Annotated in this window: 22 protein-coding genes; 12 read left to right on the top strand and 10 right to left on the bottom strand. The window is 67.7% G+C overall.

Going from position 1 to position 24,586, the window contains the following annotated elements:
- Window positions 1-111: 111 nt before the first annotated feature.
- Complete coding sequence (locus DFS13_RS33725; protein WP_111442700.1) at window positions 112-1,596, top strand: sensor histidine kinase; 1,485 nt, start codon at window positions 112-114, stop codon at window positions 1,594-1,596.
- Window positions 1,597-1,749: 153 nt separating this feature from the next.
- Here DFS13_RS33725 and DFS13_RS33720 read toward each other — a convergent pair whose 3' ends face one another.
- From DFS13_RS33720 to mnmC, 7 genes are all read right to left on the bottom strand, one after another.
- The gene (locus DFS13_RS33720; RefSeq protein WP_006491632.1) at window positions 1,750-2,280 is read right to left on the bottom strand and encodes an SET domain-containing protein; all 531 of its coding nucleotides are present in this window, start codon (window positions 2,278-2,280) and stop codon (window positions 1,750-1,752) included.
- 177 nt (window positions 2,281-2,457) lie between these two features.
- A complete protein-coding gene (locus DFS13_RS33715; protein ID WP_006496328.1) occupies window positions 2,458-3,570 on the bottom strand; it encodes an NADH:flavin oxidoreductase/NADH oxidase in 1,113 nt (370 codons plus the stop codon).
- Between the two features lie 210 nt (window positions 3,571-3,780).
- Window positions 3,781-4,491: a glutamine amidotransferase gene (locus DFS13_RS33710; RefSeq protein ID WP_048988798.1), complete on the bottom strand. Its 711-nt coding sequence runs from the start codon at window positions 4,489-4,491 to the stop codon at window positions 3,781-3,783.
- A 28-nt stretch (window positions 4,492-4,519) separates the two neighbouring features.
- Entirely contained in the window at window positions 4,520-5,158 is a 639-nt protein-coding gene (locus DFS13_RS33705) for a MarR family winged helix-turn-helix transcriptional regulator (protein WP_006489994.1), read from the bottom strand.
- Window positions 5,159-5,665: 507 nt separating this feature from the next.
- Complete coding sequence (locus DFS13_RS33700; protein WP_006490006.1) at window positions 5,666-6,781, bottom strand: YbdK family carboxylate-amine ligase; 1,116 nt, start codon at window positions 6,779-6,781, stop codon at window positions 5,666-5,668.
- Between the two features lie 14 nt (window positions 6,782-6,795).
- Complete coding sequence (locus tag DFS13_RS33695) at window positions 6,796-8,010, bottom strand: cation:proton antiporter (protein ID WP_006490002.1); 1,215 nt, start codon at window positions 8,008-8,010, stop codon at window positions 6,796-6,798.
- Window positions 8,011-8,682: 672 nt separating this feature from the next.
- A complete protein-coding gene (gene mnmC, locus DFS13_RS33680) occupies window positions 8,683-10,614 on the bottom strand; it encodes a bifunctional tRNA (5-methylaminomethyl-2-thiouridine)(34)-methyltransferase MnmD/FAD-dependent 5-carboxymethylaminomethyl-2-thiouridine(34) oxidoreductase MnmC (RefSeq protein ID WP_111442697.1) in 1,932 nt (643 codons plus the stop codon).
- 388 nt (window positions 10,615-11,002) lie between these two features.
- Between mnmC and DFS13_RS33675 the strand changes: the two genes are divergently transcribed.
- Window positions 11,003-11,281 carry an HU family DNA-binding protein gene (locus DFS13_RS33675; RefSeq protein ID WP_006401505.1) on the top strand — a complete coding sequence of 93 codons (279 nt, stop codon included), beginning with the start codon at window positions 11,003-11,005 and terminating at the stop codon, window positions 11,279-11,281.
- Between the two features lie 129 nt (window positions 11,282-11,410).
- On the opposite strand, the gene DFS13_RS33670 is transcribed toward DFS13_RS33675, so the two are convergent.
- Window positions 11,411-12,724 (bottom strand): GTP-binding protein, encoded by a 1,314-nt coding sequence (locus DFS13_RS33670; RefSeq protein ID WP_111442699.1) that lies wholly within the window; start codon window positions 12,722-12,724, stop codon window positions 11,411-11,413.
- A 153-nt stretch (window positions 12,725-12,877) separates the two neighbouring features.
- Window positions 12,878-13,363 (bottom strand): lytic transglycosylase domain-containing protein, encoded by a 486-nt coding sequence (locus DFS13_RS33665; RefSeq protein ID WP_069353362.1) that lies wholly within the window; start codon window positions 13,361-13,363, stop codon window positions 12,878-12,880.
- A 368-nt stretch (window positions 13,364-13,731) separates the two neighbouring features.
- Here DFS13_RS33665 and gspD point away from each other — a divergent pair, with 368 nt between their 5' ends.
- From gspD to gspF, 3 genes are read left to right on the top strand one after another with little or no spacing between them, the layout of a single operon-like run.
- Window positions 13,732-16,074, top strand: a complete 2,343-nt coding sequence (gene gspD / locus DFS13_RS33660; RefSeq protein ID WP_060213111.1) for a type II secretion system secretin GspD — start codon at window positions 13,732-13,734, stop codon at window positions 16,072-16,074.
- A gap of 5 nt (window positions 16,075-16,079) precedes the next feature.
- Window positions 16,080-17,570 carry a type II secretion system ATPase GspE gene (gspE, locus tag DFS13_RS33655; protein ID WP_306172258.1) on the top strand — a complete coding sequence of 497 codons (1,491 nt, stop codon included), beginning with the start codon at window positions 16,080-16,082 and terminating at the stop codon, window positions 17,568-17,570.
- A gap of 4 nt (window positions 17,571-17,574) precedes the next feature.
- Complete coding sequence (gspF, locus tag DFS13_RS33650; protein ID WP_060213113.1) at window positions 17,575-18,792, top strand: type II secretion system inner membrane protein GspF; 1,218 nt, start codon at window positions 17,575-17,577, stop codon at window positions 18,790-18,792.
- A 31-nt stretch (window positions 18,793-18,823) separates the two neighbouring features.
- On the opposite strand, the gene DFS13_RS33645 is transcribed toward gspF, so the two are convergent.
- The gene (locus DFS13_RS33645; protein ID WP_006496338.1) at window positions 18,824-19,234 is read right to left on the bottom strand and encodes a type II secretion system protein N; all 411 of its coding nucleotides are present in this window, start codon (window positions 19,232-19,234) and stop codon (window positions 18,824-18,826) included.
- Between the two features lie 175 nt (window positions 19,235-19,409).
- Here DFS13_RS33645 and gspG point away from each other — a divergent pair, with 175 nt between their 5' ends.
- The 7 genes from gspG to gspM are packed head-to-tail and all read left to right on the top strand — an operon-like array spanning window position 19,410 to window position 24,569.
- Complete coding sequence (gspG, locus tag DFS13_RS33640; RefSeq protein ID WP_012492990.1) at window positions 19,410-19,862, top strand: type II secretion system major pseudopilin GspG; 453 nt, start codon at window positions 19,410-19,412, stop codon at window positions 19,860-19,862.
- 39 nt (window positions 19,863-19,901) lie between these two features.
- A complete protein-coding gene (locus DFS13_RS33635; protein ID WP_006491630.1) occupies window positions 19,902-20,471 on the top strand; it encodes a GspH/FimT family pseudopilin in 570 nt (189 codons plus the stop codon).
- A 2-nt stretch (window positions 20,472-20,473) separates the two neighbouring features.
- The gene (gene gspI / locus DFS13_RS33630; RefSeq protein WP_012492988.1) at window positions 20,474-20,875 is read left to right on the top strand and encodes a type II secretion system minor pseudopilin GspI; all 402 of its coding nucleotides are present in this window, start codon (window positions 20,474-20,476) and stop codon (window positions 20,873-20,875) included.
- The gene (locus tag DFS13_RS33625; RefSeq protein ID WP_111442696.1) at window positions 20,853-21,554 is read left to right on the top strand and encodes a type II secretion system protein J; all 702 of its coding nucleotides are present in this window, start codon (window positions 20,853-20,855) and stop codon (window positions 21,552-21,554) included. The genes gspI and DFS13_RS33625 overlap by 23 nt, the downstream gene beginning before the upstream one ends.
- Window positions 21,555-21,556: 2 nt before the next feature.
- Window positions 21,557-22,666 (top strand): type II secretion system minor pseudopilin GspK, encoded by a 1,110-nt coding sequence (gene gspK / locus DFS13_RS33620; protein ID WP_060213158.1) that lies wholly within the window; start codon window positions 21,557-21,559, stop codon window positions 22,664-22,666.
- 26 nt (window positions 22,667-22,692) lie between these two features.
- Window positions 22,693-24,066 (top strand): type II secretion system protein GspL, encoded by a 1,374-nt coding sequence (gspL, locus tag DFS13_RS33615; RefSeq protein ID WP_111442695.1) that lies wholly within the window; start codon window positions 22,693-22,695, stop codon window positions 24,064-24,066.
- Entirely contained in the window at window positions 24,063-24,569 is a 507-nt protein-coding gene (gene gspM, locus DFS13_RS33610) for a type II secretion system protein GspM (protein ID WP_006491282.1), read from the top strand. The genes gspL and gspM overlap by 4 nt, the downstream gene beginning before the upstream one ends.
- Window positions 24,570-24,586: the final 17 nt, after the last annotated feature.

The following is a 24,586-nucleotide window of genomic DNA, read 5'->3' as shown; positions in this document are numbered from 1 at the left end:
CGCGCCGGCCGGCCGCGTGCCGCGGCGCGCCTGCGTGCGGCTTGCGCGTCGCCGCCCGGCGCACGACCGCGCCGCTCCCCGTGAGCGGCGCTCATCCATTTGCCCGTCGAAATGTCTCCTGATCCGGCTGTGACCACCAGCCTGCGCCGCTCGCTGCTCCGGCGCCTCGCCGCCCCGCTATCGATGCTCGCGCTGATGAGCGGCCTGATCGCCTACTGGCTCGCGTGGCAGTACACGCAGCACGTGATCGACCGCTCGCTCGCCGATCTCGCGACCGCCATCTCCAAACAGATCCAGATCGCCGGCCCCGACGCGCCGTTCACGGTGCCGCCGCTCGCGCAGGCGATGTTCTCCGATCCGGCCGAAGCGCTGATCTACCGGATCAGCGACGGCGAACAGGAACTCGCCGGCGATCCGAAACTGCCGCTGCAGGGCATCAACGTGCGCCGCATGCACCATGCGTACGTGTTCGAGGCCGAGTACGACAATCGCGCGGTGCGGGTCGCGCAGGTGCGCGTCGACGACGTCGAGGGCGGCAAGCCGATGGTCGTCGAAGTCGCGCAGCCGGTGCGGCACCGCTACCGGATCGCGGCCGAATTCCTCGTCGCGATCATGATGCCGCTGCTCCTGCTGCTGCTCGCGGGCTGGGGGATCGTGTGGCGCGTCGTGAATCAGCAGCTCGGCCCGCTCACGCATCTCGCGGATTCGCTGAACCGGCAGACCCACACGTCGCTGGAGCCGGTCGACGAAACCGACGTGCCGCTGGAAATCCGGCCGCTGACGAGCGCGATGAACGCGCTGCTCGGCCGTCTGAAGACCGCGCTCGACGCGCAGCGCAAGTTCATCGCCGACGCCGCGCACCAGTTGCGCACGCCGCTCACCGCGGTGAAGCTGCATGCCGAGCAGGCGGCCGTCGCGCGCGACCCGCACCAGACCTTCGCCGCGGTACGCGAGCTGCGCGCGGCCGCCGACCGCGCGGTGCGGCTGTCCAATCAGCTGCTGTCGCTCGCGCGTGCCGAGCCGGGCGAACAGACCGCGCGCTTCGTCGACGTCGACCTCGCGGCGATGGCGTTCGAGACGGGCGCCGAATGGGTGCCGCGCGCGCTCGCGTCGCATGTCGACCTCGGCTTCCAGCGCAGCGACGACCCGGGCGACGACGAGAAGCTGATCGTGCGCGGCAACCCGGTGCTGCTGCGCGAAGTGATCGCGAACCTGCTCGACAATGCGCTGAAGTACGTGCCGCTCGCGCGGCCGGACGGCGCGCGGATCACGGTGAACGTCGCGCGTGCCGCGCTCGAGGGCAACCAGCCGGCCGCCGAGATCGTCGTCGAGGACAACGGGCCCGGCGTGCCCGCGAACCAGCAGGCCGACCTGTTCAAGCGCTTCTTCCGTGGCGACGCGCAAAGCGGCAATGGCGTCGAGACGGGCGCCGGGCTCGGACTCGCGATCGTGCACGACATCATCGCGATGCACGGCGGCACCGTGTCGTACGAGGATGCATCGGAAGGCGGCTCGCGCTTCGTGGTGCGGGTGCCGCTCGCCGCGCGTACGGAGAAGCCGGCCAGCGAAACGCCGGCCGCGGCGCCGACGCACTGAGCGGCGCGATGTTCGGCGGGCAACCGCGTGCCCGTCGACCGGGCAGCCCGCCGGAACGGGAACGGAAAGACGGAAAGCGAATGACGGGCCGCCACGATGCGGCAACCGTCGGCTGCAACGACAGCGACAGCGCGCGATGCGCTGCCGCCTGCATCACTTCTTGTGCTTCTTGTCCTTCGAACCGGACGCCGACTTGCCGTCCTTCTTGTCCTTCTTCTTTTTCTTCTTCCCGCCTTCGTCGGACGTCGCGAGCAACGTGCCGCGGCACGACTCCGCACCGCAGTGGCACGCGTATTCGCGCTTGAGCTTCTTCGTCAGCTTCGCGTCGATCACGAGGCCGTAGTCGTAGAACAGCTCCTCTTCCGGTTCAATGTCGCGCAGCGCGTGGATGTACACACGGCCTTTGACTTCCTCGGCTTCGCAGTTCGGCGCGCACGAATGGTTGATCCAGCGCGCGCTGTTGCCGTCGATCTTGCCGTCGATCACGCCGCCTTCGTCCAGTGCGAAGTAGAACGTATGGTTTGGCTCGCTCGGGTCGTGCGGATGACGGCGCAGCGCTTCCTTCCACGAGATTCGCTCGCCCTTGTATTCCACTACGCGCTCGCCGGCCTTGATCGGCGCCACGGCGAACACGCCCTTGCCGTGTACTCCCGAGCGGCGCACCGCGATCCTGCGTGAACTCATCGAACCAATCCTTGTGAAGACGACCTGAAGGGAAGCAGCCGCGATCGCGGCCGGGCGCCGCGCAAAACGAAAACGCGGCACCGGTTGGTGCCGCGTCGGGGCATGCGGCGAATCACCCGCATCCTACACGTTCAAGATTGCTTCGTTCAACATCGCGCGCAATATTGCGCGATGTCCTCAGCGCTGGCCGAATGCGACGTCGCCGAACAGCGCCTTGTGCTCGCGCGGCTGCGAGCGCCAGTATTGCGGCGGCGCCGTCACCTGCGCGCCGAGCTCGGCCGCCGCGTGCCACGGCCAGCGCGGGTCGTACAGCATCGCGCGCGCCATCGCGACGAAATCGGCATCGCCGGCCTCGATCAGCCGGTTCGCGTGCGCGGGCTCGTTGATCAGCCCGACCGCGATCGTCGGCATGCCGACCGCGCGCTTCACGGCCTGCGCGAACGGCACCTGGTAGCCGGGTGACAGCGGAATCTTCTGCAGCGGCGACACGCCGCCGGACGACACGTCGATCCAGTCGCAGCCGCGGCGCTTCAGTTCGTGCGCGAACGCGATCGTATCGTCGAGCTCCCAGCCGCCTTCGACCCAGTCGGTCGCGGACACGCGCACGCCGACCGGCCGGTCTTCCGGAAACGCCGCGCGCACGATCTCGAAGATCTCGAGCGGAAACCGCATCCGGTTGTCGCGCGAGCCGCCGTATTCGTCGGTGCGCTGATTCGCGAGCGGCGACAGGAACTGATGCAGCAGGTAGCCGTGCGCCGCGTGTACTTCGATCGCATCGATGCCGAGCCGCGCGGCACGCTTCGCCGACGCCGCGAAGGCTTCGCGGATGCGGTTCAGGCCCGCGGCATCGAGCGCGAGAGGCGGCGTCTCGCCGTCCTTGTGCGGCACGGCCGACGGTCCATGCGGCAACCAGCCGCCATCGGCGACCGGCACGAGCTGGCCACCCTCCCAGGGCGCCGCGCTCGACGCCTTGCGCCCCGCATGCGACAACTGCATCGCGATACGGACCGGCGAATGCTTGCGGATCGCGGCGAGCACCGGCTTCAGCGCGGCTTCGGTCACGTCGTCCCACAGGCCGAGGTCGCCATGCGTGATGCGCCCGTCGGGTTCCACCGCGGTCGCCTCGATGCATAGCAGCCCCGCGCCCGACAGCGCGAGATGGCCGAGGTGAATCATGTGCCAGTCGGTCGCTTCGCCGCGTTCGGCCGAGTACTGGCACATCGGGGAAATCACGATCCGGTTCGGAAGGGTCACGCCGCGCAGCGTGAACGGAGAAAACAGCGCAGTCATGGAAGCCGCTCGTCAGGAAAGGGGAAGAGCGGACGAGCGTAGCACGCACGCCTGAAGCGTGCAGATGGCGCGATCGGCAGTAAGCGGATGGTCAGGTACGGCCGGCCGGGCGCCGGCGGTGCGCGGAATGCGCGGTGTACGGCGAGGCGCCGGCCCGCAACGGATGCGGGTCGGGCCGAACCTGTGCAGCGGGCGGAGCCGCCCGCGACGTCAGAGCCCGACGCTGCCGAGCCACTCCGCGAACATGTGCCGTGCGGCCGCCTCGAGCACGGGCCCGTGCTGCGCGGTATCGGCACGCAGCTGGCGCGCGTCGACGCCGGGCGTCGCGGTGATTTCGCCGGCGTTCGCGATCAGCCACGGTTCGAAGCGATCGGTGCGGATCTCGGGATGACATTGCAGCGCCAGCACGTGCTGCCCCCAGGCGAAGGCCTGGTGGCGGCAGGCCGGCGTCGACGCGAGATGGATCGCACCGCCCGGCAGGTCGAACGTATCGCCATGCCAGTGCAGCATCGACGTCGTCGCGCCATCGAGATGGCGCAGCGGCGATGCACGGCCGGCGTCGGTGAGCGTCAGCGGCGCCCAGCCGAGTTCGTGCTGCGCGGCCGGATAGACGCGTGCGCCGAGTGCCCGCGCGATGAACTGCGCGCCGAGGCAGATACCGAGGATCGGCAATCCCGCGTCGATACGCTGGCGCACGAGCGCCAGCAGCGGCGCGATCGTCGGATACTGCGCATCGTCGTACACGCTGAGCGGCCCGCCGAGCACGACCAACAGCGACGGCTCGCGCACGTCGAGCACCTCGACCCGCGACGATCCGACATCGACATAGCGCACCCGTCGACCGCGTTCGCCGAGCACCTGCTCGAAGCTCCCGAGATCCTCGAAATGCACGTGGCGGATCGCCACGACTTCAGCGTTCATCATCGGCCTCCCGGTCGATCGACGGACGTCAGCCTGCGAAAATCTTCCAGGTCTTCTTCTGCGTCGCCGCGTCGGCTTCTTCCTGCACCGAGCAGTCGAGACGCAGATCGCTGTCGGACATCGCGATGTCAAGCGCCGCGCAGTGATGCACGGTCTTCTTCGACGGCTTGCCCGGCTGGAAATGCGTGCACGTGAGGCACATGCGCTGCGGCGGCGTCGCACCGGCCACTTGCAGCTCGCGCAGCGTCTTCAGCAGCGCGCGATACAGCGTGCCCTGCTCGTCCGCGCCGAGCTTGCCGACCGCTTTCGTCAGGAATTCAGGCCATTGCAGCGCCTTCTTCGCGGCCGTGCGGCCACGCGCCGACAGGCGCACGGCCAGCGCGCGTCCGTCGTCCAGCGCACGGCGCTTCTCGACGAGCCCCTTCGTCTCGAGCGTGCTGACCGCATCGCTCGTGGTGGCCGCGGTGAGCTGCGTCTCGCGCGCGATCTCGCCGAGCCGCATCGGGCCCTTGCGCTGCAGCAGCAGCACGAGAATCTCGCCCTGCGTCGGCGTGAGGCCAGCGCCTTCCGCCCAATCCCATGCCTCGCTCCGCATGGCCGTGCTCAACCGCAGCAAGCTGTGGGTCACACGTCCCGCAGCCTGGTTCCCGTAAACGCCTTCGCTCATAGTCTTTTCGCTTTGCCGCCGCCCGGATTGCCGAGCAGCCGTAGTGTGGAGATCGAATGTCTATCTCAAAACAGACACACTCTCTCGAGTGCGTCAGCACGGCCGTCGCGAGGCACACGCGGCGGTCGCGTTCGCGGCGACCGGAGAGACACGCGTCGTTCCGGTGTCCGCAAAGCCGACATTCTAAGCGAGAGCGGAAAATCGCACAGCTAAGTTATCCCCTGCATTCTGTGGAAAATCACTGGATAACCGTCATTTTTCGTTGTGCGCGCAATGTCGCGCGCCCACAAAACGGGGCGCGCCGGCATTGTCCTGTTCGAATCGGCCATCGGCCGCCTGGTAATGGTCCACCGGGTTATCCCGCCTGCAGAGCGTTGACTTTGCAGTGGAATATCGGGTTATCCACAGATTTTGAGGACGCCTGGCAACGATTTCGGCGGGACACGGCGCCGAGCGCCGTTCAGCGAATCCCGGTTCGGTCGATCCTGCAATCTGCAAAACATTTTTTCACTCACGCCAACGTAAGCACTGCTGCCGGACCGTCTCGTTCAGCGATTTTTCCTGTTTGAAAACGGTTCTCAACCACGATGCGTCGTTCACGCGCGCCTTCGCGAGCGCACCGATTTCGTCGAGCGCCGCGCGCGAGCCCAGCGCGGCCGCATGCGGCGCGATCCGGTCGAGCGTGTCGAGGATGTCTTCCGCGATCGTGCGGCGCTCACCCGTCTGAGGATTCACGCAGGTGCCTTCGAGCCCGAAGCGGCACGCTTCGAAACGGTTGAACGTGTAGACCAGGTAGTCGTCCTCCGACAGCTTCAGCGGCCGGTCGGTCAGCAGGTAACGCGCGAGCGTCTGGATGTAGCAGGCGATCGCCGCGGCGCGATCGACCGACAGCGGCGTGTCCATCACGCGCACCTCGATCGTGCCGTAGCCGGGCTTCGGCCGGATGTCCCAGTAGAAGTCCTTCATCGAGTTGACGACGCCCGTGTTCACCATCTTCGTGAAGTACTCCTCGAAGCTGTCCCAGGTGAGCACGAACGGCGCGCGGCCCGACAGCGGGAACGCGAAGACCGAATTCAGGCGTGCCGAATGGAAGCCCGTGTCGACGTTCTGCACGAACGGCGACGACGCGGACAGCGCGATGAAGTGCGGAATGAAGCGCGACATCGAGTGCAGCAGGAACAGCGCGCTGTCGGGATCGGGACAGCCGATGTGCACGTGCTGGCCGAACACGGTGAACTGTTTCGCGAGATAGCCGTACAGCTCGGAGATGTACTGGAAGCGCGGCGCATCGTAGATCTGCCGGTCGCTCCATTGCTGGAACGCATGCGTGCCGCCGCCGGCCAGCCCGACGTTGAGCTGGTCGGCCGCCTTCACGAGCACGTCGCGGATCGCATGCAGCTCGCTGACGGCCTGCTCGTGCGAATGGCAGATGCCGGTCGACAGCTCGATCATGCTTTCGGTGATTTCCGGCGTGATGTTGCCCGGAAAGGTCTCGCCCTGGATCAGGCGCATCAGATCGGATGCCGCTTTGGTCAGGTCGTAGTTGTGCGTGTTGACGACCTGGATCTCCAGTTCGACGCCGAACGTGAACGGTTCGGAATTGACGAAGGTTTCGAGTGCCATGGCAGGTTCCGGAATCAGTTGCCGTCGCTGCGTTCGCCGACCGCCGACAGGCAGCGATAGACGACGAACGGGCTGACGAGCTGCAGGATCACGATCGAGCACATCACGATCGCGCGCAGGTGCGGGTCGAAATTCGGATAAAGCTGGTAGGTATCGTCGACGAGCAGGTACGACAGCGCGGACATCGGCGTGAGCGCGATGCCGAGCGCGACGCCCTGCTTCATCCCGAGGCCGCTCGGCTTCGCGAACGCGACGACGCCGGCCAGCTTCGCGACGAGCCGCGTGACGATCAGCACGATCGCGAGCAGCCCGCCGAGCGCGATGTCGCCCCACGTGAACGACGTGAGCGTCAGCACGAACAGCACCACCGTCAGCAGCCAGCCGGCCGTGCCGAAATGCTCGGGCCACAGTTGCGGCCGTGCTTCGAGGTTCTTCACGATGATGCCGGCGAGCAGCAGCGTGAGCAGCGTCGACAGCTTCAGCGCCTGCGCGACGGCGATCGCCAGCATCACCAGCCCGAACAGCGCGACGAACGAATGCTCGTCGCGCATCGTCGCGGTCATGTGACGGAACAGGTAATTGCACGAACGCGCGACGAGATACGCGACGATGAACGAACCGGCGAGCAGGTAGAGCGGCTGCAGGATCGTCGCGAACACGTTGCCGTACGCTTCCTGGTGCAGCCAGCTCGTGACGAGCTTGGTCAGCACGATCGCATACACGCTGTTGAGCGCGGTGAGCGTGATCAGGCGTTGCGATACCTGCCCTTCCGCGCGCAGTTCCGTCTTGAGCTGGATCACCATCGACGGCGACGTCGCGATCGCGATCGCCGACAGCACCAGCGCGACCATGCCCGATACGCCGAGCGCGAGCATCACGAACAGCACGAGCACGAAGGTCAGCGTGGCTTCCGCGAGACTCGACGCGACGAGCCACGGATTGCGCCGGATCCAGCGCAGGTCGAGGCGGCTGCCGAGTTCGAACAGCAGCAGGCCGAGCGCGACGTCCATCAGCAGCCGCGAGGTTTCGTCGGTGCTCGCGTCGATCACGCCGAATCCGAACGAACCGGCGATCAGGCCGATCACGGCATAGCCGGTGATGCGCGGCAGGCGCCACGCGCGATAGCACAGCTCGCCGCACAGGCCGGCTGCGAACAGCGCGAGCCCGGCCCAGAACACGGCATCCGGCGTAAGCGGCCAGTTGGGCAGGAATGAGAACGCCGACTTCATCGTGGTGACTTCTCCTTTGGAAGCAACCGCCAGCGACGCGGGGTCAAGCGACAGGAATGGATGCGCGCCGGCTGGGTATCGCCCCGAATGTGATTGTTGTGCTCGACGACGGCGGTACATGGGGTCCGCCTGTTCCACCACAGGGCGGAACGTCGTTCAGGTTGCCGATCTGGATTGTCGGCCTGATGTGTGAACGGACTGCGCAGTCTCGAGGATTCTGATTCGAAATCGTGCCGACCGTTCCATTGAAGCATGTCCGGCGCCTGGCCGAACGAACGCGAAGGAAACCGATTGTGCCACAGCTTTTTCGCTCCGGAACCGATTGAATCGACTCGCGGCGCTGTGCGGCACCACAGGTCTTTGGTTTCAAAGGTTTACTTGTATATATACGTAGTAGAAGTTAACAAAGGACGCACAGTTCTGTGGATAACTCCGGTTTACGCTGGCAGATCAAGGTGTTGGCGAAACCATAACCGGTTGCACAGGCTGTTCGTGCACAGACATTTGAGTTGAGCAACTTTCGGGCCGCTGCACAGCTGTGCCGAGTTGCCCAGTTTACGTCCACTGTGATTGCACACGAAGTGCGTGCGGATTCCGCGCGGTTATCCACAGCATCGCGTGGATAACCTTGCGCGGGAAAATCGGGAAACTGTGACGCAGGCGTGCGACCGGTCAGCCGGTCGAACCGACGCGGCGGGCGCGCAGTGCGCGGATCAGGAAGCGGGCGGGATCGATCGCGTCGGCGAGCTCTCGCTCGAGCGGCCAGGGTTCGCCTTCGAGTTGCGACGCGATCAGTTCGGCGCCGAGCGCCGCCCACACGAGCCCGCGCGAACCGAAGCCGAATGCACCGTAGAGGCCCGGCATGCGCGGCAGGTCGCGCGCCTGCGCACCGCCCAGCGCGCGTGCGTTCGCAACGGCCTGCGCTTCGTCGGCGAGCGGGCCGACGAGCGGCAGGCGATCGCCGACGACCCAGCGGAACGCCACGCGGCCGCGCAGCGTGGCGGGATCCGGCCACTCGCCGATCAGGCCCGGCAGCAGGCGCCGCACGCGCTCGAGGTTTTCGGCGTGGCCGGCCGCGCGCATCGCGGGATCGGTGTCGTCCGGCTCGAAGGTGGCGCCGATCAGCAGCGTGCCGTCGTCGAGCGGGATCGCGTAGCCGTCGCCGATCGCCGGGCACGGCAGCGGCGCCGTCGTGCCTGGTGGCAGCAGCGTGAGCTGGCCGCGCACCGGTTGCAGCGCGACGTGCTGCAGTCCGGCAAGGCGCGCGGCGTCGCCCGCGTTCGCGAGCACGACGACGGGCGCGTCGGCCAGCGTGGCGCCCGTCTCGTCGAGCGCATGCCAGATGTCGTCCCGCCGCTCGAGCCGCGCGACGCGGGTGGACGCAAGCAGGCGCACACGCTCGCCGGCCGCCGTGCATTGCGCGGCGCACAGCCCGGCCGGCCAGACGGCGCCGCCGTGCGGAAACAGCAGCCCGCCATGCGCGACCGGCAGGTTCAGGTGCGCACGCGCGGCATCGGCGTCGAGCAGCGTCACGTAGTCGGACGGCGCACCGAAGGCATCGAACGCGTCGCGCATCCGCGCGAAATCGTCGGCCGATTCGGCGAGATGGATCATCCCCCGCGTGCTGCGTGCGAAGGCATGGCCCGCACTTTCGAGGGCTCGCCAGCGTGCGATCGCGTGCAGGAAGCCGCCGCGCGTGAGCCGGCTCGCGACGTTGTCGTCGCGCGTCATCAACGGATGGAAAACGCCGGCCGGATTGCCCGACGCGTCGCGCGCGATTCGTTCGTGCCGCTCGATCAACGTGACGTCCCAGCCGCGCGCGGCCAGACGTTCGACCACCGCGCAGCCCGCGAGGCCCGCGCCGATCACGATCGCTCGGCGTACTGCAACGGGCAATGCATGCGGCGGTTCGTGCCGGCGCGCGCGCCAGCGTGGCGCATATTCGCCGACGAGACGACCGTCGACTTCGCGGAACGTGAAACCTGTCTCGCCGAGCGCGTGTTTCACGGCATCGGACGTTGCATGCGTCGCAAACGTCGCGTGCTCGCCGGCCATTTTTGCGAGCGCGCGAATTCCGTCGCTCGACGCCGCGGCGCCATCGAGAAAAAATGCATCGGCGCGCGCGACGAGCTTCTTCGACAGCTCGATCGCATCGCCGAACGCGAGCGTGAGCACCACGCGCCCTGCGTCGAATTCGAGCCGGTGCAGGCCCGGCACCAGCATCGGCCATGCATCGATCAATGCGTCGACGTCTGCCGATATGGTTGTGTCTGCAACCATATGCGACACCGCGCGGCGCAGGTCGTCGCGCGACAACGGGTGCGGTTCGACCGCGACGACGTGCAGCCGTTCGCAGCGCTCAGGATCGTCGCGCCACGCGGCCCATGCGGCGAGGAAGCCGGCGCCCGCGCCGAATCCCGTCGTGACGATTGTGAACGTTCGGCGGCGCTGCCAGCGCGCGGGCAGCCCGTTGCCCGCGACGAACGCGCGATGCGCGTGCGCGAGCGTGCCGGATGCGCCGCGATGGAGCGTGCCGAACTCGGGCGAAACGAGCGTGCCGTCGTCGCGAAGCGCGAGCGTGGCGGAAACAAGTCGGTCGGGCATGCGAAACAAAAAACGTGGCAGCCAAGCCTGGCAAGGGATTGCGGGAGGCCGTCCGACGGGCCGTTGGGAAAAGCCAACGGGGCGGCGGTCGGGCGGACCGCGCTGCGTATCCTGTCCGGTTGGCGCAGGTCAAAAAACGGGCAATCGACGATTCATTCGGCGAAATACCGATGAAAATCTTTGAAACCCTTGTCGTTATTGGGTTTGCGCTGCGCTATCATAGCAACGCCGTACCGCGGGGTGGCCGCCGGCAAGCCGGAGGGCGCGTCGCGCGGGCCAGGATTCGGCGCTGTGTCGTCGGAGTCTGACTCTCGACGGCACGGTTCGCGCACGTATAATCGGCGCGTTCGCGCTGTTCGTGTCAACCTAACCTGATAAAGGAACCTTAATGAACAAACAGGAACTGATCGACGCCGTCGCCGCCCAAACGGGCGCCAGCAAGGCTCAAACCGGCGAAACGCTGGACACGCTGCTCGAAGTCATCAAGAAGGCCGTGTCGAAGGGTGATGCGGTTCAGCTGATCGGCTTCGGCAGCTTCGGTTCGGGCAAGCGCGCAGCACGTACGGGCCGCAACCCGAAGACGGGCGAAACCATCAAGATCCCGGCAGCCAAGACGGTCAAGTTCACGGCTGGCAAGGCGTTCAAGGACGCCGTCAACAAGCGTTAAACCCGCGCCTGTTCCAGAAAAAACCCGCCTCTCGGCGGGTTTTTTGTTGGGCGCGCGCGGCATTTTCGCCACAGTTCGCGCCGCTCTTGCAAAAGTTAACGGTTACTTTTACAAGCCGTTACCAAGCGATCATGCGTGCACGATCTGCGTGTCGCCGTGATCGTCGTCGTCGTGCGAATCGACATCCCACGCCGGGAACGGATCGTCGAACGCCGCCCATCCCGCCGCGCCGAGCGCGAACTCCGCATCGGTCAGCAGGCACGCATCGAGTTTCGCGCGCCACGCGTCGGCGTCGAGCGCGATGCCGATCAGCACGAGTTCCTGCCGGCGATCGCCGACCGTGCGATCGTCGAGATCGCCCAGCCATTCCGTGCGGATTTCGGCGAGCAACTCGTCGTCGTCCGGCCATTCCGCGCGATCCTGCGCCGCCCACCACAAGCCTGCCGGGCCATGCCGGCACACGCCGCCCGCCTGCGACAGCGAGCCCGCGATGTCGTTGCGCGTCGCGAGCCAGAAGAAACCCTTGCTGCGCAGCACGCCCGGCCACTCCTGATGCAGCAGCGCCCAGAGTCGTGCCGGGTGAAACGGCCGGCGCGCGCGGTAAACAAAATTGCCGATTCCGAATTCGTCGGCTTCGCCGTGCACGTGCGCATGATGGTCGTCATGGCAGTCGGGGTCGTCGCAATGCGTGTGATCGTGATCGAGCGACGCGAGCCAGCCCGGCGCGTTCGCGGCTTCGTCGAAATCGAAGCGGCCGGTGTTCAGCACTTCGTCGAGCGGCACGTTGCCGAACGTCGACACGACCTGGTGCGCGCGCGGATTGAGGCGCGCGAGGATGTGCTGCAGGCGCGCGAGATCGTCCGTGCCGACGAGGTCGGCCTTGTTGATCACCAGCACGTCGCAGAATTCGATCTGCTCGATCAGCAGTTCGACGAGCGTGCGGTCGTCGTCTTCCGACGCGGCGATGCCGCGCGTCGCGAGCGCGTCTTCGGAGCCGTAGTCGCGCAGGAAGTTGTACGCGTCGACCACGGTGACGAGCGTGTCGAGCCGCGCGATGGACGACAGCGACGCGCCGTCGTCGTCGACGAACGTGAAGGTTTCGGCGATCGGCATCGGCTCCGCGATACCGGTCGATTCGATCATGATCGCGTCGAAGCGGCCTTCGGATGCAAGGTTGCGGATCTCGACGAGCAGATCGTCGCGCAGCGTGCAGCAGATGCAGCCGTTCGACATTTCGACGAGGCGTTCCTCGACGTGCGACAGCGCCTGCGCATCGCGCACGAGCGACGCGTCGATGTTGACCGCCGCGAGATCGTTGACGATCACCGCGACTTTCAGGCCCGCGCGGTTCGCGAGGACGTGGTTGAGCAGCGTGGTCTTGCCGGCGCCGAGGAAACCGGACAGCACGGTGACGGGCAACGGCTGTTTCATTGCCGGATTCATGATGATATGCACCAACGGAAAAGATGAAAAAGCGGCCGCGGCGCCCTGCCGGGGCGCGATCGGCCCGCGCACGGGCCAAACGGCGGCGTCAGCCCGCATTGTGCATCAAACGCGCGCGGCCGGCCCGGCGCCGGCCGGTGACGCGGCGCAGAATCACTGCGCGGCTTGAGCGGCTTGAGCGGCTTGAGTGGTCTGCGCGGGCGGCAGCAGCTTCCATTGCGTCAGGATGCCGGCGATCTGCCGCGCGTACTTGTCGCGCAGCGACGGCGTTTCCGAATGATAGGCGCCGACTGCCTGCCACGTGTTGCCGTAGCGATTCATCTTCTGCTTGAGATGCCACGCGGCGATGTACACGTTCTTGCACGGCTCCATCAGCGTGTCGCGGCCGATCCCGTAGCGCGACAGCGTCGGCAGGTGGATCGAATTGATCTGCATCAGGCCGTAGTCGACCGAGCCGTTGGTGTTCTTGTTCAGCGCGCCGGGCCGGTTGCGCGACTCCTGCCACGCGATCGCGCGCAGGATCAGCGGATTGACCTGCTGATATCTGGCCGCTTCGTCGAAACAATCGGCGCGTGCGTTGCCGCTGGCGAACCACGCGCCGGCGGCGATCAACGCGATCGAAGCGAACCGTCTGTTCATCGTGCGGAAACGAAAAGGAATTGCGCGAAGCTCGGGAAAACCCGTGCCTGTTAATAGTGCGACGAGAAACGCGCCGCCCGTATCATACCGGCAGACCGTCAGATTGCGACAGGCAGGAATACGGCAGCCCGGTTATACCGCATTTCCGTGTCGGTTCATCGCGAAAACAAGGGAGAGGGCCGGCATGCGGAGGGCGACGCGGATCCTTACATATTGCATACGGTTCGCCGGACACATGTCGTATGTGAGACAGTCCTCGGATCAATGTGATATTTCGGACATGAAAAACTGCTAATGTCGCCTCTTTCGGACTTGGATCCCAGCACTACCGCCGGAAGTGGCCTGAGCCGGCATCGACCCATTCATCCATGACAAGAAATCGCTTCGTTATGCGGCGTGTTGCCACGACCCTGCTCGTGGCCGGCATCATCGTCTCGCAGGCCGCCTACGCTCAGGTCACGCTCAATTTCGTGAATGCGGATATCGACCAGGTCGCGAAAGCGATCGGCGCCGCGACCGGCAAGACCATCATCGTCGACCCCCGCGTGAAGGGGCAGCTCAATCTCGTGGCCGAACGGCCGGTGCCGGAAGACCAGGCGTTGAAGACGCTGCAGTCGGCGCTGCGCATGCAGGGCTTTGCGCTCGTGCAGGATCACGGCGTGCTGAAGGTCGTGCCGGAAGCCGACGCGAAGTTGCAGGGCGTGCCGACCTACGTCGGCAATGCGCCGCAGGCGCGTGGCGACCAGGTGATCACGCAGGTGTTCGAGCTGCACAACGAATCGGCGAACAACCTGCTGCCGGTGCTGCGGCCGCTGATCTCGCCGAACAACACGGTGACGGCCTACCCGGCGAACAACACGATCGTCGTGACCGACTATGCGGACAACGTGCGCCGCATCGCGCAGATCATCTCGGGCATCGACAGCGCCGCGGGCGCGCAGGTGCAGGTCGTGACGCTGCGCAACGCGAACGCGATCGACCTCGCCGCGCAGATGCAGAAGATGCTCGACCCGGGTGCGATCGGCAACAGCGACGCGACGCTGAAGGTGTCGGTCACGGCCGACCCGCGCACCAATTCGCTGCTGCTGCGCGCATCGAACGGATCGCGCCTCGCGGCCGCGAAACGTCTCGCGCTGCAGCTCGACGCGCCGAGCGCGGTGCCCGGCAACATGCACGTCGTGCCGCTGCGCAACGCCGATGCGGTGAAGCTCGCGAAGACGCTGCGCGGGATGCTCGGCAAGGGCGGCAACGACAGCGGCTCGTCGGCGTCGTCCAACGATGCGAACAGCTTCAACCAGAACGGCGGTTCGTCGGCGAGCGGCAACTTCTCGACCGGCACGTCCGGCACCCCGCCGCTGCCGTCGGGCGGCCTGGGCGGCTCGTCGTCGTCGTCCTACGGCAGCGGTTCGTCGTCCAGCGGCGGAATCGGCAGCGGCGGCCTGCTCGGCGGCGACAAGGACAAGAGCGGTGACGACAACCAGCCGGGCGGGATGATCCAGGCCGACTCGGCCACCAACTCGTTGATCATCACCGCGTCCGATCCGGTTTACCGGAACCTGCGCTCGGTGATCGACCAGCTCGATGCGCGGCGTGCGCAGGTCTATATCGAAGCGCTGATCGTCGAGCTGAACTCGACGACGCAGGGCAACCTCGGCATCCAGTGGCAGGTCGCGAGCGGCCAGTTCCTCGGCGGCACGAACCTGAATCCCGGGCTGGGCCTCGGCAACAGCATCATCAACCTGACGGCCGGTGGGGTGGCCAACGCCGCCGGCGGGATCACCGGCGGCGGACTGGCCTCCAACCTCGGGCAGTTGTCCCAGGGGCTCAACATCGGCTGGCTGCACAACATGTTCGGCGTGCAGGGGCTCGGCGCGCTGCTGCAGTACTTCGCGGGCGTGAGCGACGCGAACGTGCTGTCGACGCCGAACCTGATCACGCTCGACAACGAGGAAGCGAAGATCGTGGTCGGCCAGAACGTGCCGATCGCGACCGGCTCGTATTCGAACCTGACGAGCGGCACGACCAGCAACGCGTTCAATACCTACGACCGTCGCGACGTCGGCCTGACGCTGCACGTGAAGCCGCAGATCACCGACGGCGGGATCCTGAAGCTGCAGCTCTACACCGAGGATTCGGCGGTCGTCAGCGGCACCACCAACGCGCAGACCGGCCCGACCTTCACGAAGCGCTCGATCCAGTCGACGATCCTGGCCGACAACGGCGAGATCATCGTGCTCGGCGGCCTGATGCAGGACAACTACCAGGTGTCGAACAGCAAGGTGCCGCTGCTCGGCGACATTCCGTGGATCGGCCAGCTGTTCCGTTCGGAATCGAAGGTGCGCGCGAAAACCAACCTGATGGTGTTCCTGCGCCCGGTGATCATTTCCGATCGCAGCACCGCGCAGGAAGTCACGGCCAACCGCTACGACTACATCCAGGGTGTGACGGGCGCGTACAAGTCGGACAACAACGTGATCCGCGACAAGGACGATCCGGTCGTCCCGCCGATGCCGATCGGTCCGAGCCAGGGCGGCACGCCGGCCGGCAACCTGTTCGATCTCGACAAGATGCGTCGCCAGCAGTTGCAGCGCCAGGTCGCGCCGGTGCCGGCCCAGCCGTTGCCGGAAGCGACGCCCGCGCAGCCGCAGGGCGTGCCGCAGCAGGCGGTGCCGGCCCAGCCGCTGACCACCGCACCAGGAGCCTCGCAGTGAGCGACGTGCTCGCGTCTTCCGCCCACGACGGCGCGCCGGGCGAACGCCAGCCGCCGTCGCCGCTCGCCGCGCGCCTGCTGCCGTACGGCTTCGCGAAGAGCGGCCAGGTGTTGATCGCGCATCAGCTCGACGACACGCTCGAGGTGTGGATCAGCGAACGCACGAGCGATGCCGCGCTCGCGGAGATCGCGCGCAACTTCGGCTCGATCGCCGTGCATCGCGTGCCGGCCGACGAGCTCGCGCAGGCGATCAACCAGGCGTACGCGCGCCAGGACGGCAGCGCCGCGCAGGTGGTCGGCGAGGTCGAAGGCGAAGTCGACCTGTCGCGGTTGATGCAGGACATTCCCGAAGTCGAGGATCTGCTCGAATCGGAAGACGACGCGCCGATCATCCGGATGATCAACGCGCTGCTCACGCAAGCGGCGCGCGAACAGGCGTCGGACATCCACATCGAGCCGTTCGAGAATGCGTCGGTCGTGCGCTTTCGCGTCGACGGCACGCTGCGCGACGTCGTGCGCCCGAAGAAGGCGCTGCATGGCGCGCTGATCTCGCGGATCAAGATCATGGCGCAGCTCGACATCGCGGAGAAGCGCCTGCCGCAGGACGGCCGCATCACGCTGCGCGTCGGCGGCCGGCCGGTCGACGTGCGGGTGTCGACGCTGCCGACCGGGCACGGCGAGCGCGCGGTGCTGCGTCTGCTGGAAAAGGACGCGCAGCGCCTGAACCTCGAAGCGCTCGGGATGGGCCGCGACACGCTCGTGCAGTTCGACAAGCTGATCGGCCGCCCGCACGGCATCGTGCTCGTCACCGGCCCGACCGGTTCGGGCAAGACGACCACGCTGTACGCGTCGATGTCGCGGCTCGAAACCGCGACGACCAACATCATGACCGTCGAGGACCCGATCGAATACGACCTCGCCGGCATCGGCCAGACGCAGGTGAACGAGCGGATCGGGATGACCTTTGCCCGCGCGCTGCGCTCGATCCTGCGCCAGGACCCGGACGTGATCATGATCGGCGAAATCCGCGACCTCGAAACCGCGCAGATCGCGGTGCAGGCGTCGCTGACGGGCCACCTCGTGCTCGCGACGCTGCACACGAACGATGCGGCGTCCGCGGTCACGCGCCTGACCGACATGGGCGTCGAGCCGTACCTGCTCGCGTCGTCGCTGCTCGGCGTGCTCGCGCAGCGCCTGGTGCGCCAGCTCTGCCCCGTCTGCAAGGAAGAGCGGCACGAGGAAGGCCGCACCGTGTGGCATCCGGTCGGCTGCGACAAGTGCGGGCATTCGGGCTATTCGGGCCGGCGCGGGGTCTACGAACTGCTGCTGGTCGACGAGTCGATCCGCACGCTGATCCACCGCAACGCGGCCGATGCCGAGATCCTCGCCGCCGGCCGCGCGGAAGGCATGCGCACGCTGCGCGACGACGCGGAGCGCTGGCTCGCGTCCGGCGCGACGTCGCTCGAGGAAGTGCTGCGCGTGACGGGAGGCGCATAGCGCGATGCCGGCATTCCGTTTCGAAGCGATCGATGCGGCGGGACGCGCGCAGAAAGGCGTGATCGATGCCGACAGCGCGCGTGCCGCGCGCGGCCAGCTGCGCACGCAGGGACTTACGCCGCTCGTCGTCGAGCCGGCCGCGAGCGCGACGCGCGGCGCGCGTTCGCAGCGGCTCGCGTTCGGCCGCAAGCTGTCGCAGCGCGAACAGGCGATCCTCACGCGCCAGCTCGCGAGCCTGCTGATCGCCGGGCTGCCGCTCGACGAGGCGCTCGGCGTGCTGACCGAGCAGGCCGAGCGCGACTACATTCGCGAACTGATGGCCGCGATCCGCGCCGAAGTGCTCGGCGGCCATTCGCTCGCGAATGCGCTGGGCCAGCATCCACGCGATTTTCCGGAAATCTACCGCGCGCTGGTTGCGGCGGGCGAACACACCGGCAAGCTCGGCATCGTGCTGTCGCGCCTCGCCGACTACATCGAGCAGAGCAATGCGCTGAAGCAGAAGATCCTGCTGGCGTTCACGTATCCGGGCATCGTCACGCTGATCGCGTTCGGCATCGTCACGTTCCTGCTGAGCTACGTCGTGCCGCAGGTCGTCAACGTGTTCGCGAGCACGAAGCAGCAGCTGCCGATCCTCACGGTCGTGATGATGGCGCTGTCGGAGTTCGTGCGGCACTGGTGGTGGGCGATCCTGATCGCGGTCGCGCTCGCCGTGTGGTTCGTGAAGGCGACGCTGTCGCGCGCGGGGCCCCGGCTCGCGTTCGATCGCTGGGTGCTGACCGCGCCGCTCGCGGGCAAGCTCGTGCGCGGCTACAACACGGTGCGCTTCGCGAGCACGCTCGGCATCCTCACCGCGGCCGGCGTGCCGATCCTGCGCGCGCTGCAGGCGGCCGGCGAGACGCTGTCGAACCGCGCGATGCGCGCGAACATCGACGATGCGATCGTGCGCGTGCGCGAAGGCTCCGCGCTGTCGCGCGCGCTGAACAACGTGAAGACGTTTCCGCCGGTGCTGGTGCACTTGATCCGTTCGGGCGAAGCGACGGGCGACGTGACGACGATGCTGGACCGCGCGGCCGAAGGCGAAGCGCGCGAGCTGGAGCGCCGCACGATGTTCCTGACGAGCCTGCTGGAGCCGCTGCTGATCCTCGCGATGGGCGGCATCGTGCTGGTGATCGTGCTGGCCGTGATGCTGCCGATCATCGAGCTGAACAACATGGTGCAGTGACGCTGCGGCCCGTTTGCCGGGCCGCCATCGTTCAGCGCATGTAGATCGCGGGGGACGGCGTGTTCGCCGGGAGCTGGATTTCGGCGCGGGCGCCGTTGCGGTCGATGATGATCGAGCGCGGGCGGACTTCGGCGAGCTTCGCGCCGGACGTGACGTCCGCGCCGAGCGACACGGCGCGCGGCGGTTCGCCGCCGACGCCGACGATCGCGGCGCCGCCGTGGTCGAGCGCGAGAATGCCGAACAGGTGGATGTCCTGGACGGGATTCTTGTCGAGCTGGCCGCCGAAGAGCGCCGCGGCGTCCTCGGTGCGGATCGGCAGCCGCGCGGCGGCGGCGGGCAGCGGCGCTTCGCGGGCCGACAGCGTGACGACCCAGTAGGTGGCCGTCGCGCACAAACCCGCGAAGAGGGCGAGGGAAAGGATCCGGATCGAGAGCGCGTTCATGCGCGCTATTGTACGGATGTATGTGAAATTTGCGTTGAGTGAAAGCCCTCGGCGATGCGCGCCTTACAATGCGTGCTCCGCGCCCGCCGGTCCGGAAGGTTGCCGTCAGGCAATCGTCCGGTGCGCCGGGTGCGTCACTCAATCGACGACATTTTTTGGAAAGAGGTAGTCAGTCATGCAAACGTGGATCACTCGCCGCAACGCGGCCGTGCGTCGTCAGCGCGGTTTCACGCTGATCGAGATCATGGTGGTGGTCGCGATCCTCGGGATCCTGGCGGCGCTGATCGTGCCGAAGATCATGAGCCGCCCGGACGAGGCGCGCCGCATCGCCGCGAAGCAAGACATCGGCACGATCATGCAGGCGCTCAAGCTGTATCGTCTCGACAACGGCCGCTATCCGACCCAGGAGCAGGGCCTGAACGCGCTGATCCAGAAGCCGACCAACGATCCGATCCCGAACAACTGGAAGGACGGCGGCTATCTCGAGCGCCTGCCGAACGATCCGTGGGGCAACGGGTACAAGTACCTGAACCCGGGCGTGCACGGCGAGATCGACGTGTTCAGCTACGGCGCCGACGGCAAGGAAGGCGGCGAAAGCAACGACTCCGACATCGGCTCGTGGCAATAAGCCGGCGCTGATCGCCCCGACGCTTCATTCCCGTTCTTCATGCTCGCCATTCGCACGACCTCCCGCTGCGGCCGCGATTGCCGTGTGCGTCGCGGTGCGGTGCCGTCCGCACCGGCAGGTGCCGATGGCGGCTCGATGAAGCACCGCGCGGCGCGGCGTCGCGCGCGCGGTTTCACGCTGCTCGAAATGCTGGTCGTGCTCGTGATCGCGGGGCTGCTGGTGTCGCTCGCGTCGCTGTCGCTGACGCGCAATCCGCGCACCGACCTGCGCGAGGAAGCGCAGCGCATCGCGCTGCTGTTCGAGACGGCCGGCGACGAAGCGCAGGTGCGTGCGCGGCCGATCGCATGGCAGCCGACCGCGCACGGCTTCCAGTTCGACGTGAGCTCGCCCGACGGCTGGCGCACGCTGCGCGACGACCTGCTGCGCCCGCGCGACTGGGATGGCGGCGTCACCGGCGCGGACATCGATTACCCGGGGTCGGATACGCGCGCGAGCCGAGTCGTGTTCGGCACCGAGAGCATCGACACGCCCGTGCGCGTGACGCTGCATTCGGCCGCCGGCAGCGCGACGATCGTCGGCACCGGCAACGGCCGCTACGAGGTGCAATGACGATGCGTCGTCGCCTGCCCTTCCCCGTTTCTTCATCCCGCGGCTTCACGATGATCGAGGTGCTGGTCGCGCTCGCGATCATCGCGGTCGCGCTCGCCGCGTCGATCCGTGCGGTCGGCACGATGGCGACCAATGCGTCCGACCTGCATCGCCGGCTGCTCGCCGGCTGGAGCGCGGACAACGCGCTCGCGCAGCTGCGGCTCACGCATGCGTGGCCGGAAGTCGGCGAGCAGAGTTTCGACTGCTCGCAAGGCAACGTGCAGCTGGTCTGCACGCAGCGCGTGAGCACCACGCCGAATCCGGTGTTCCGGCGCGTGCGGATTTCGGTGAGCATGCCTGGCCGCGCCGGCGTGCTCGCGCAGATGGTGACGGTGGTCGCGAATGAAACCAGCCGTCCGCTCTGACGCGCCGATGCGCCGCCCGTCCGCCCGCCCGGCGCGCCTTGCCACCCGCGGCTTCACGCTGATCGAGCTGATGATCGCGATCGCGATCCTCGCGGTGGTCGCGATCCTCGCGTGGCGCGGGCTCGACCAGATCATGCGCGGTCGCGACAAGGTCGCGGCCGCGATGGAAGACGAGCGCGTGTTCGCGCAGATGTTCGACCAGATGCGCATCGACGCGCGGCTCGCCGCGACCGACGACGAAGCCGGCCAGCCGGCGATCGGCGTCGCCGGCAATACGCTGCAGATCGTGCGCGAACTCGACGTGCCGGGCGTCGCGCCGCGGCTGCAGGTGGTTCGCTACCGGATCGCCGGCGGGCGCGTCGTGCGCTATGCGTCGCCGCCGATCGACGACACGAACCGGCTGCGCACCATGCTGAAGGACAGCAGCGTCGAAGGCTGGAGCTGGGTCGCGCTGATGGGCGGCGTCGGCGCGATCGACGCGAAGCTGTACGTGCCGCGCGTGGGCTGGACCACCAACCTGCAGACGGCCGACGAAGCGCTCGCGCAGAACAACGACGCGCTCAAGGTGCCGCAGATCGGCAACGCGCCGCCGGCGCGCGCGGTGACCGGGCTGCAGGTCAGCATCGGCGCGACGTCGCTGCGCGTGCCGGTCACGCGCATCTTCCTCGTCGGGGAATGACGATGCGTGCGCGCCCACTCCACCGAATGCCTGCCCGCCGTCAGCGCGGCGCCGCGATCATCACCGCGCTGCTCGTGGTCGCGCTGTCGGCGATCCTCGTGTCGGGGATGCTGTGGCGCCAGCAGGTGCAGATCCGCCGGATCGAGAACCAGCGCGTGATCGCGCAGGCGCAGTGGGTCGCGCGCGGCGCGCTCGACTGGACCCGGATGATCCTGCGCTCCGAAGGCGATACGGCGCCCGGCATCACGTATCTCGGCGGGATCTGGGGCGTGCCGATCGCGAAGACCAAACTGTCGGATTTCCTCGGCCGAATCGGCGCGCCCAACGACACCGACGCCGAAGACACCTACCTGTCCGGCTCGATCGAGGACGCGCAGGCGAAGTTCAACCTGCGCAACCTCGTGTCGTCGCCGGCGCCCGGCGTGCTGCAACTGAACGTCACGCAGATGCAGGCGTTCCAGCGCCTGCTGACGACGCTTGGCTACGACAGCGCGTTCGCGAAGCGCATCGCGCTGCAGGTGCGCGCGGGCCTGCTGCATTCGGCCACGCGGTTCCAGATGCCGAACCTGCCCGGCGGCGGTGGCACCGCGGCGAACGCCGCGACCGCGCCGGTGACGAGCGGCGACATGCAAGGCAGCGGCTTCACCGACGATCCCGGGATGGCCGGCGGCGACCGCGGGCCCGCGCCGCTGATGATGACGCGCGTCGACAGCCTGCTCGACGTCGACGGCGTGACGCCCGAGATGGTCGCGCGGCTGCGCCCGTTCGTCACCGTGCTGCCGACTACCACGCCCGTGAACATGAACACCGCGCCGGCCGAAGTGATCGCGGCGCTGATACCGGGGATGAGCGTGTCGTCCGCGCAGGCGCTCGTGTCGCGCCGCGAGACGGTGTTTTTCCGGAACGTCGGCGACGTGCAGCTCGCGCTGCGCGGCGCCGGCGCGCCGCCGAACGTGACGATCGACTCGAGCCTCGTCGACGTCAATTCGAGCTATTTCATCGTGCATGGCCGGATCCAGCACGAACGCGCGGAGGTCGACCGCACCTCGCTCGTGTATCGTGATCCGACCACGCACTCGACGCGGGTCGTGCGCATCCGCGACCAGCTATAACGACGCCAATCGGGAGAGGAGCTCTTGTGAGCACGTTGATTGTTTCTTTGCCGCCGCGCGAGCCTGCCGTGCCGTTGCAGGAATGGCAGTGGCCCGAGCTGCCGTTCACGCTCGTCGACAAGGCCGGCCAGGTGCAGCGCGCGGGCCGCGCCGCGCTCGCGCTGCTGCCGCGCGCGAACGCGACGGTGCTGATCGTCGCCGCGCGCGACGTGCTGCTGCTGGCCGCGACGGTGCCGCCGCTGAAGGGGCCGAAGCTGCGCCAGGCGCTGCCCAACATCGTCGAGGATCAACTGATCCAGGACCCGCTCGGCTGCCACATCGCGCTCGATCCGGCCGCGCTGCCCGACGGACGCCGCGTGCTGGCCGTCGTCGATCGCGCGTGGTTCCGCACGATCTGCGACGCGTTCACCGCGGCCGGTCACCGGCACCTGAGCGCGGTCCCCGCGACCCGCTGCCTGCCGGCGCCGCGTGCGTCGGCCCACGCGGCCTCCGCCGTGCCGGCCGACGGCGAGCCGACCGACGCCGCCGCGCTCGTCGCGGACGTCACCGAGCCGCCTGCCCGCCCGGCGACCGTCGCCGCGGTGCTCGGGCTCGCGACGGCGGTCGAACCGGTGCTCGTCGAAGCCGGCGCGCTGCCGGCGACGGCCAGTGCGCCGCGCCTCGAGCTGGCGGTCGCGCGCGGCGCGCTCGGCGAAGGCTTCGCGGCGCCCGCATCGCGCGCGGCCGGCACGCTGGCCGCGCTCGCGGGCGGCGGCGACGTCGAACTGTACGAACTCGGCGAGCCGGGCGCGGAGCCGCGGCTCGCGTCGGTCGGCCGCACCGACGCGCCGCTGCTGCCGGGCGCCGCGCCGCTGTCGTTCGACACGTTCGCGCGCCGGGCGCTGACCGAGCCATTCGATCTGTGCCAGTTCGAGTTCGAGTCGCAGCCGTGGCGCTTCGACCGCGCGACGGTGAAGCGCCTGCGCGTGCCGATCGCGCTGGCCGCGGCGACGCTCGGCGTCGCGGTGATCGGGATGAACCTGCACTGGTGGAAGCTGTCGCGTGAGCGCGACGCGCTGTCCGCGCAGATCACCGAGACGCTCTTGTCCGCGTTCCCGAAGACGACCACCGTGCTCGATCCGCCCGCGCAGATGCAGCGCCAGCTCGACCAGCTTCGGCTCGCGGCCGGCGAGCTGTCGCCGAACGATTTCCTCGCGTTGTCGAGCGGTTTGTCGCGTTCGATGGGCGCGCTGCCGCTGAACGGCATCGCGTCGCTCGACTATCACGACCGGCGGCTCGACGTCGGCTTCAAGCCGGAGGTCAAGGTCGATCCCGATTTCACGCAGCGCCTCGCGCGTAACGGACTGTCCGGCGAAGTCGACAGCAACACGGGCAAATGGACGATCCGGAGCCGCTCATGAAAACCGAACAACTGAACCAGACGCTGGCCCAGTTCTGGGGCGAGCGCACGCCGCGCGAGAAGACGCTGCTCGGCTGGGGCGGCGCCGTGCTAGCGGTCGCGATCGCGTATTCGGTGCTGTGGTCGCCCGCGCAGGAAGGCCGTGCGCGGATCCAGCGCGAGCTGCCGACGATGCGTCACGAACTCGCGCAGATGACCGCGCAGGCGAACGAGGCGAAGTCGCTGGCCGCCGCCGCGCAGGGTGTCGCGCCGACCGGCCTCGCGCTGAAGGATGCGCTCACTGCATCGCTGTCCGATCACGGGCTGCAGGGCGCGCAGGTGCAGATCGTCGGCAACGGCGTGCAGATCCAGATGAAGAACGTGTCGTTCCCGGCATGGACCCAGTGGCTCGACGATGCGCGCCGGCAGTTCAAGGTGCAGGTCGGCGAGGCGCATGCGACGGCGCTGAAGGAAGACGGCCAGGTGGACCTGACGGCCGTGATGCAACCTTCCGTCCAGAAATAGATGACGGCTGTGGATGA

Source organism: Burkholderia sp. 28_3, assembly GCF_003253915.1.
Taxonomy (GTDB): domain Bacteria; phylum Pseudomonadota; class Gammaproteobacteria; order Burkholderiales; family Burkholderiaceae; genus Burkholderia; species Burkholderia cenocepacia.
The sequence above is the reverse complement of the archived record's forward strand: the minus strand, read 5'-3'. Positions and strand labels throughout refer to the sequence as shown.

Excerpts from the sequence above, each read along its gene's own strand:
- DFS13_RS33670 (WP_111442699.1), bottom strand. The coding sequence starts at position 12,724 with ATGAATCCGGCAATGAAACAGCCGTTGCCCGTCACCGTGCTGTCCGGT.
- DFS13_RS33725 (WP_111442700.1), top strand. The coding sequence starts at position 112 with ATGTCTCCTGATCCGGCTGTGACCACCAGCCTGCGCCGCTCGCTGCTC.
- DFS13_RS33715 (WP_006496328.1), bottom strand. The coding sequence starts at position 3,570 with ATGACTGCGCTGTTTTCTCCGTTCACGCTGCGCGGCGTGACCCTTCCG.
- DFS13_RS33675 (WP_006401505.1), top strand. The coding sequence starts at position 11,003 with ATGAACAAACAGGAACTGATCGACGCCGTCGCCGCCCAAACGGGCGCC.
- mnmC (WP_111442697.1), bottom strand. The coding sequence starts at position 10,614 with ATGCCCGACCGACTTGTTTCCGCCACGCTCGCGCTTCGCGACGACGGC.
- DFS13_RS33645 (WP_006496338.1), bottom strand. The coding sequence starts at position 19,234 with ATGAACGCGCTCTCGATCCGGATCCTTTCCCTCGCCCTCTTCGCGGGT.
- gspI (WP_012492988.1), top strand. The coding sequence starts at position 20,474 with ATGCGTCGTCGCCTGCCCTTCCCCGTTTCTTCATCCCGCGGCTTCACG.
- gspD (WP_060213111.1), top strand. The coding sequence starts at position 13,732 with ATGACAAGAAATCGCTTCGTTATGCGGCGTGTTGCCACGACCCTGCTC.
- DFS13_RS33625 (WP_111442696.1), top strand. The coding sequence starts at position 20,853 with ATGAAACCAGCCGTCCGCTCTGACGCGCCGATGCGCCGCCCGTCCGCC.
- DFS13_RS33710 (WP_048988798.1), bottom strand. The coding sequence starts at position 4,491 with ATGAACGCTGAAGTCGTGGCGATCCGCCACGTGCATTTCGAGGATCTC.
- DFS13_RS33695 (WP_006490002.1), bottom strand. The coding sequence starts at position 8,010 with ATGAAGTCGGCGTTCTCATTCCTGCCCAACTGGCCGCTTACGCCGGAT.
- gspF (WP_060213113.1), top strand. The coding sequence starts at position 17,575 with ATGCCGGCATTCCGTTTCGAAGCGATCGATGCGGCGGGACGCGCGCAG.
- gspK (WP_060213158.1), top strand. The coding sequence starts at position 21,557 with ATGCGTGCGCGCCCACTCCACCGAATGCCTGCCCGCCGTCAGCGCGGC.
- DFS13_RS33665 (WP_069353362.1), bottom strand. The coding sequence starts at position 13,363 with ATGAACAGACGGTTCGCTTCGATCGCGTTGATCGCCGCCGGCGCGTGG.
- DFS13_RS33705 (WP_006489994.1), bottom strand. The coding sequence starts at position 5,158 with ATGAGCGAAGGCGTTTACGGGAACCAGGCTGCGGGACGTGTGACCCAC.
- DFS13_RS33700 (WP_006490006.1), bottom strand. The coding sequence starts at position 6,781 with ATGGCACTCGAAACCTTCGTCAATTCCGAACCGTTCACGTTCGGCGTC.
- DFS13_RS33635 (WP_006491630.1), top strand. The coding sequence starts at position 19,902 with ATGCTCGCCATTCGCACGACCTCCCGCTGCGGCCGCGATTGCCGTGTG.
- gspM (WP_006491282.1), top strand. The coding sequence starts at position 24,063 with ATGAAAACCGAACAACTGAACCAGACGCTGGCCCAGTTCTGGGGCGAG.
- gspG (WP_012492990.1), top strand. The coding sequence starts at position 19,410 with ATGCAAACGTGGATCACTCGCCGCAACGCGGCCGTGCGTCGTCAGCGC.
- DFS13_RS33720 (WP_006491632.1), bottom strand. The coding sequence starts at position 2,280 with ATGAGTTCACGCAGGATCGCGGTGCGCCGCTCGGGAGTACACGGCAAG.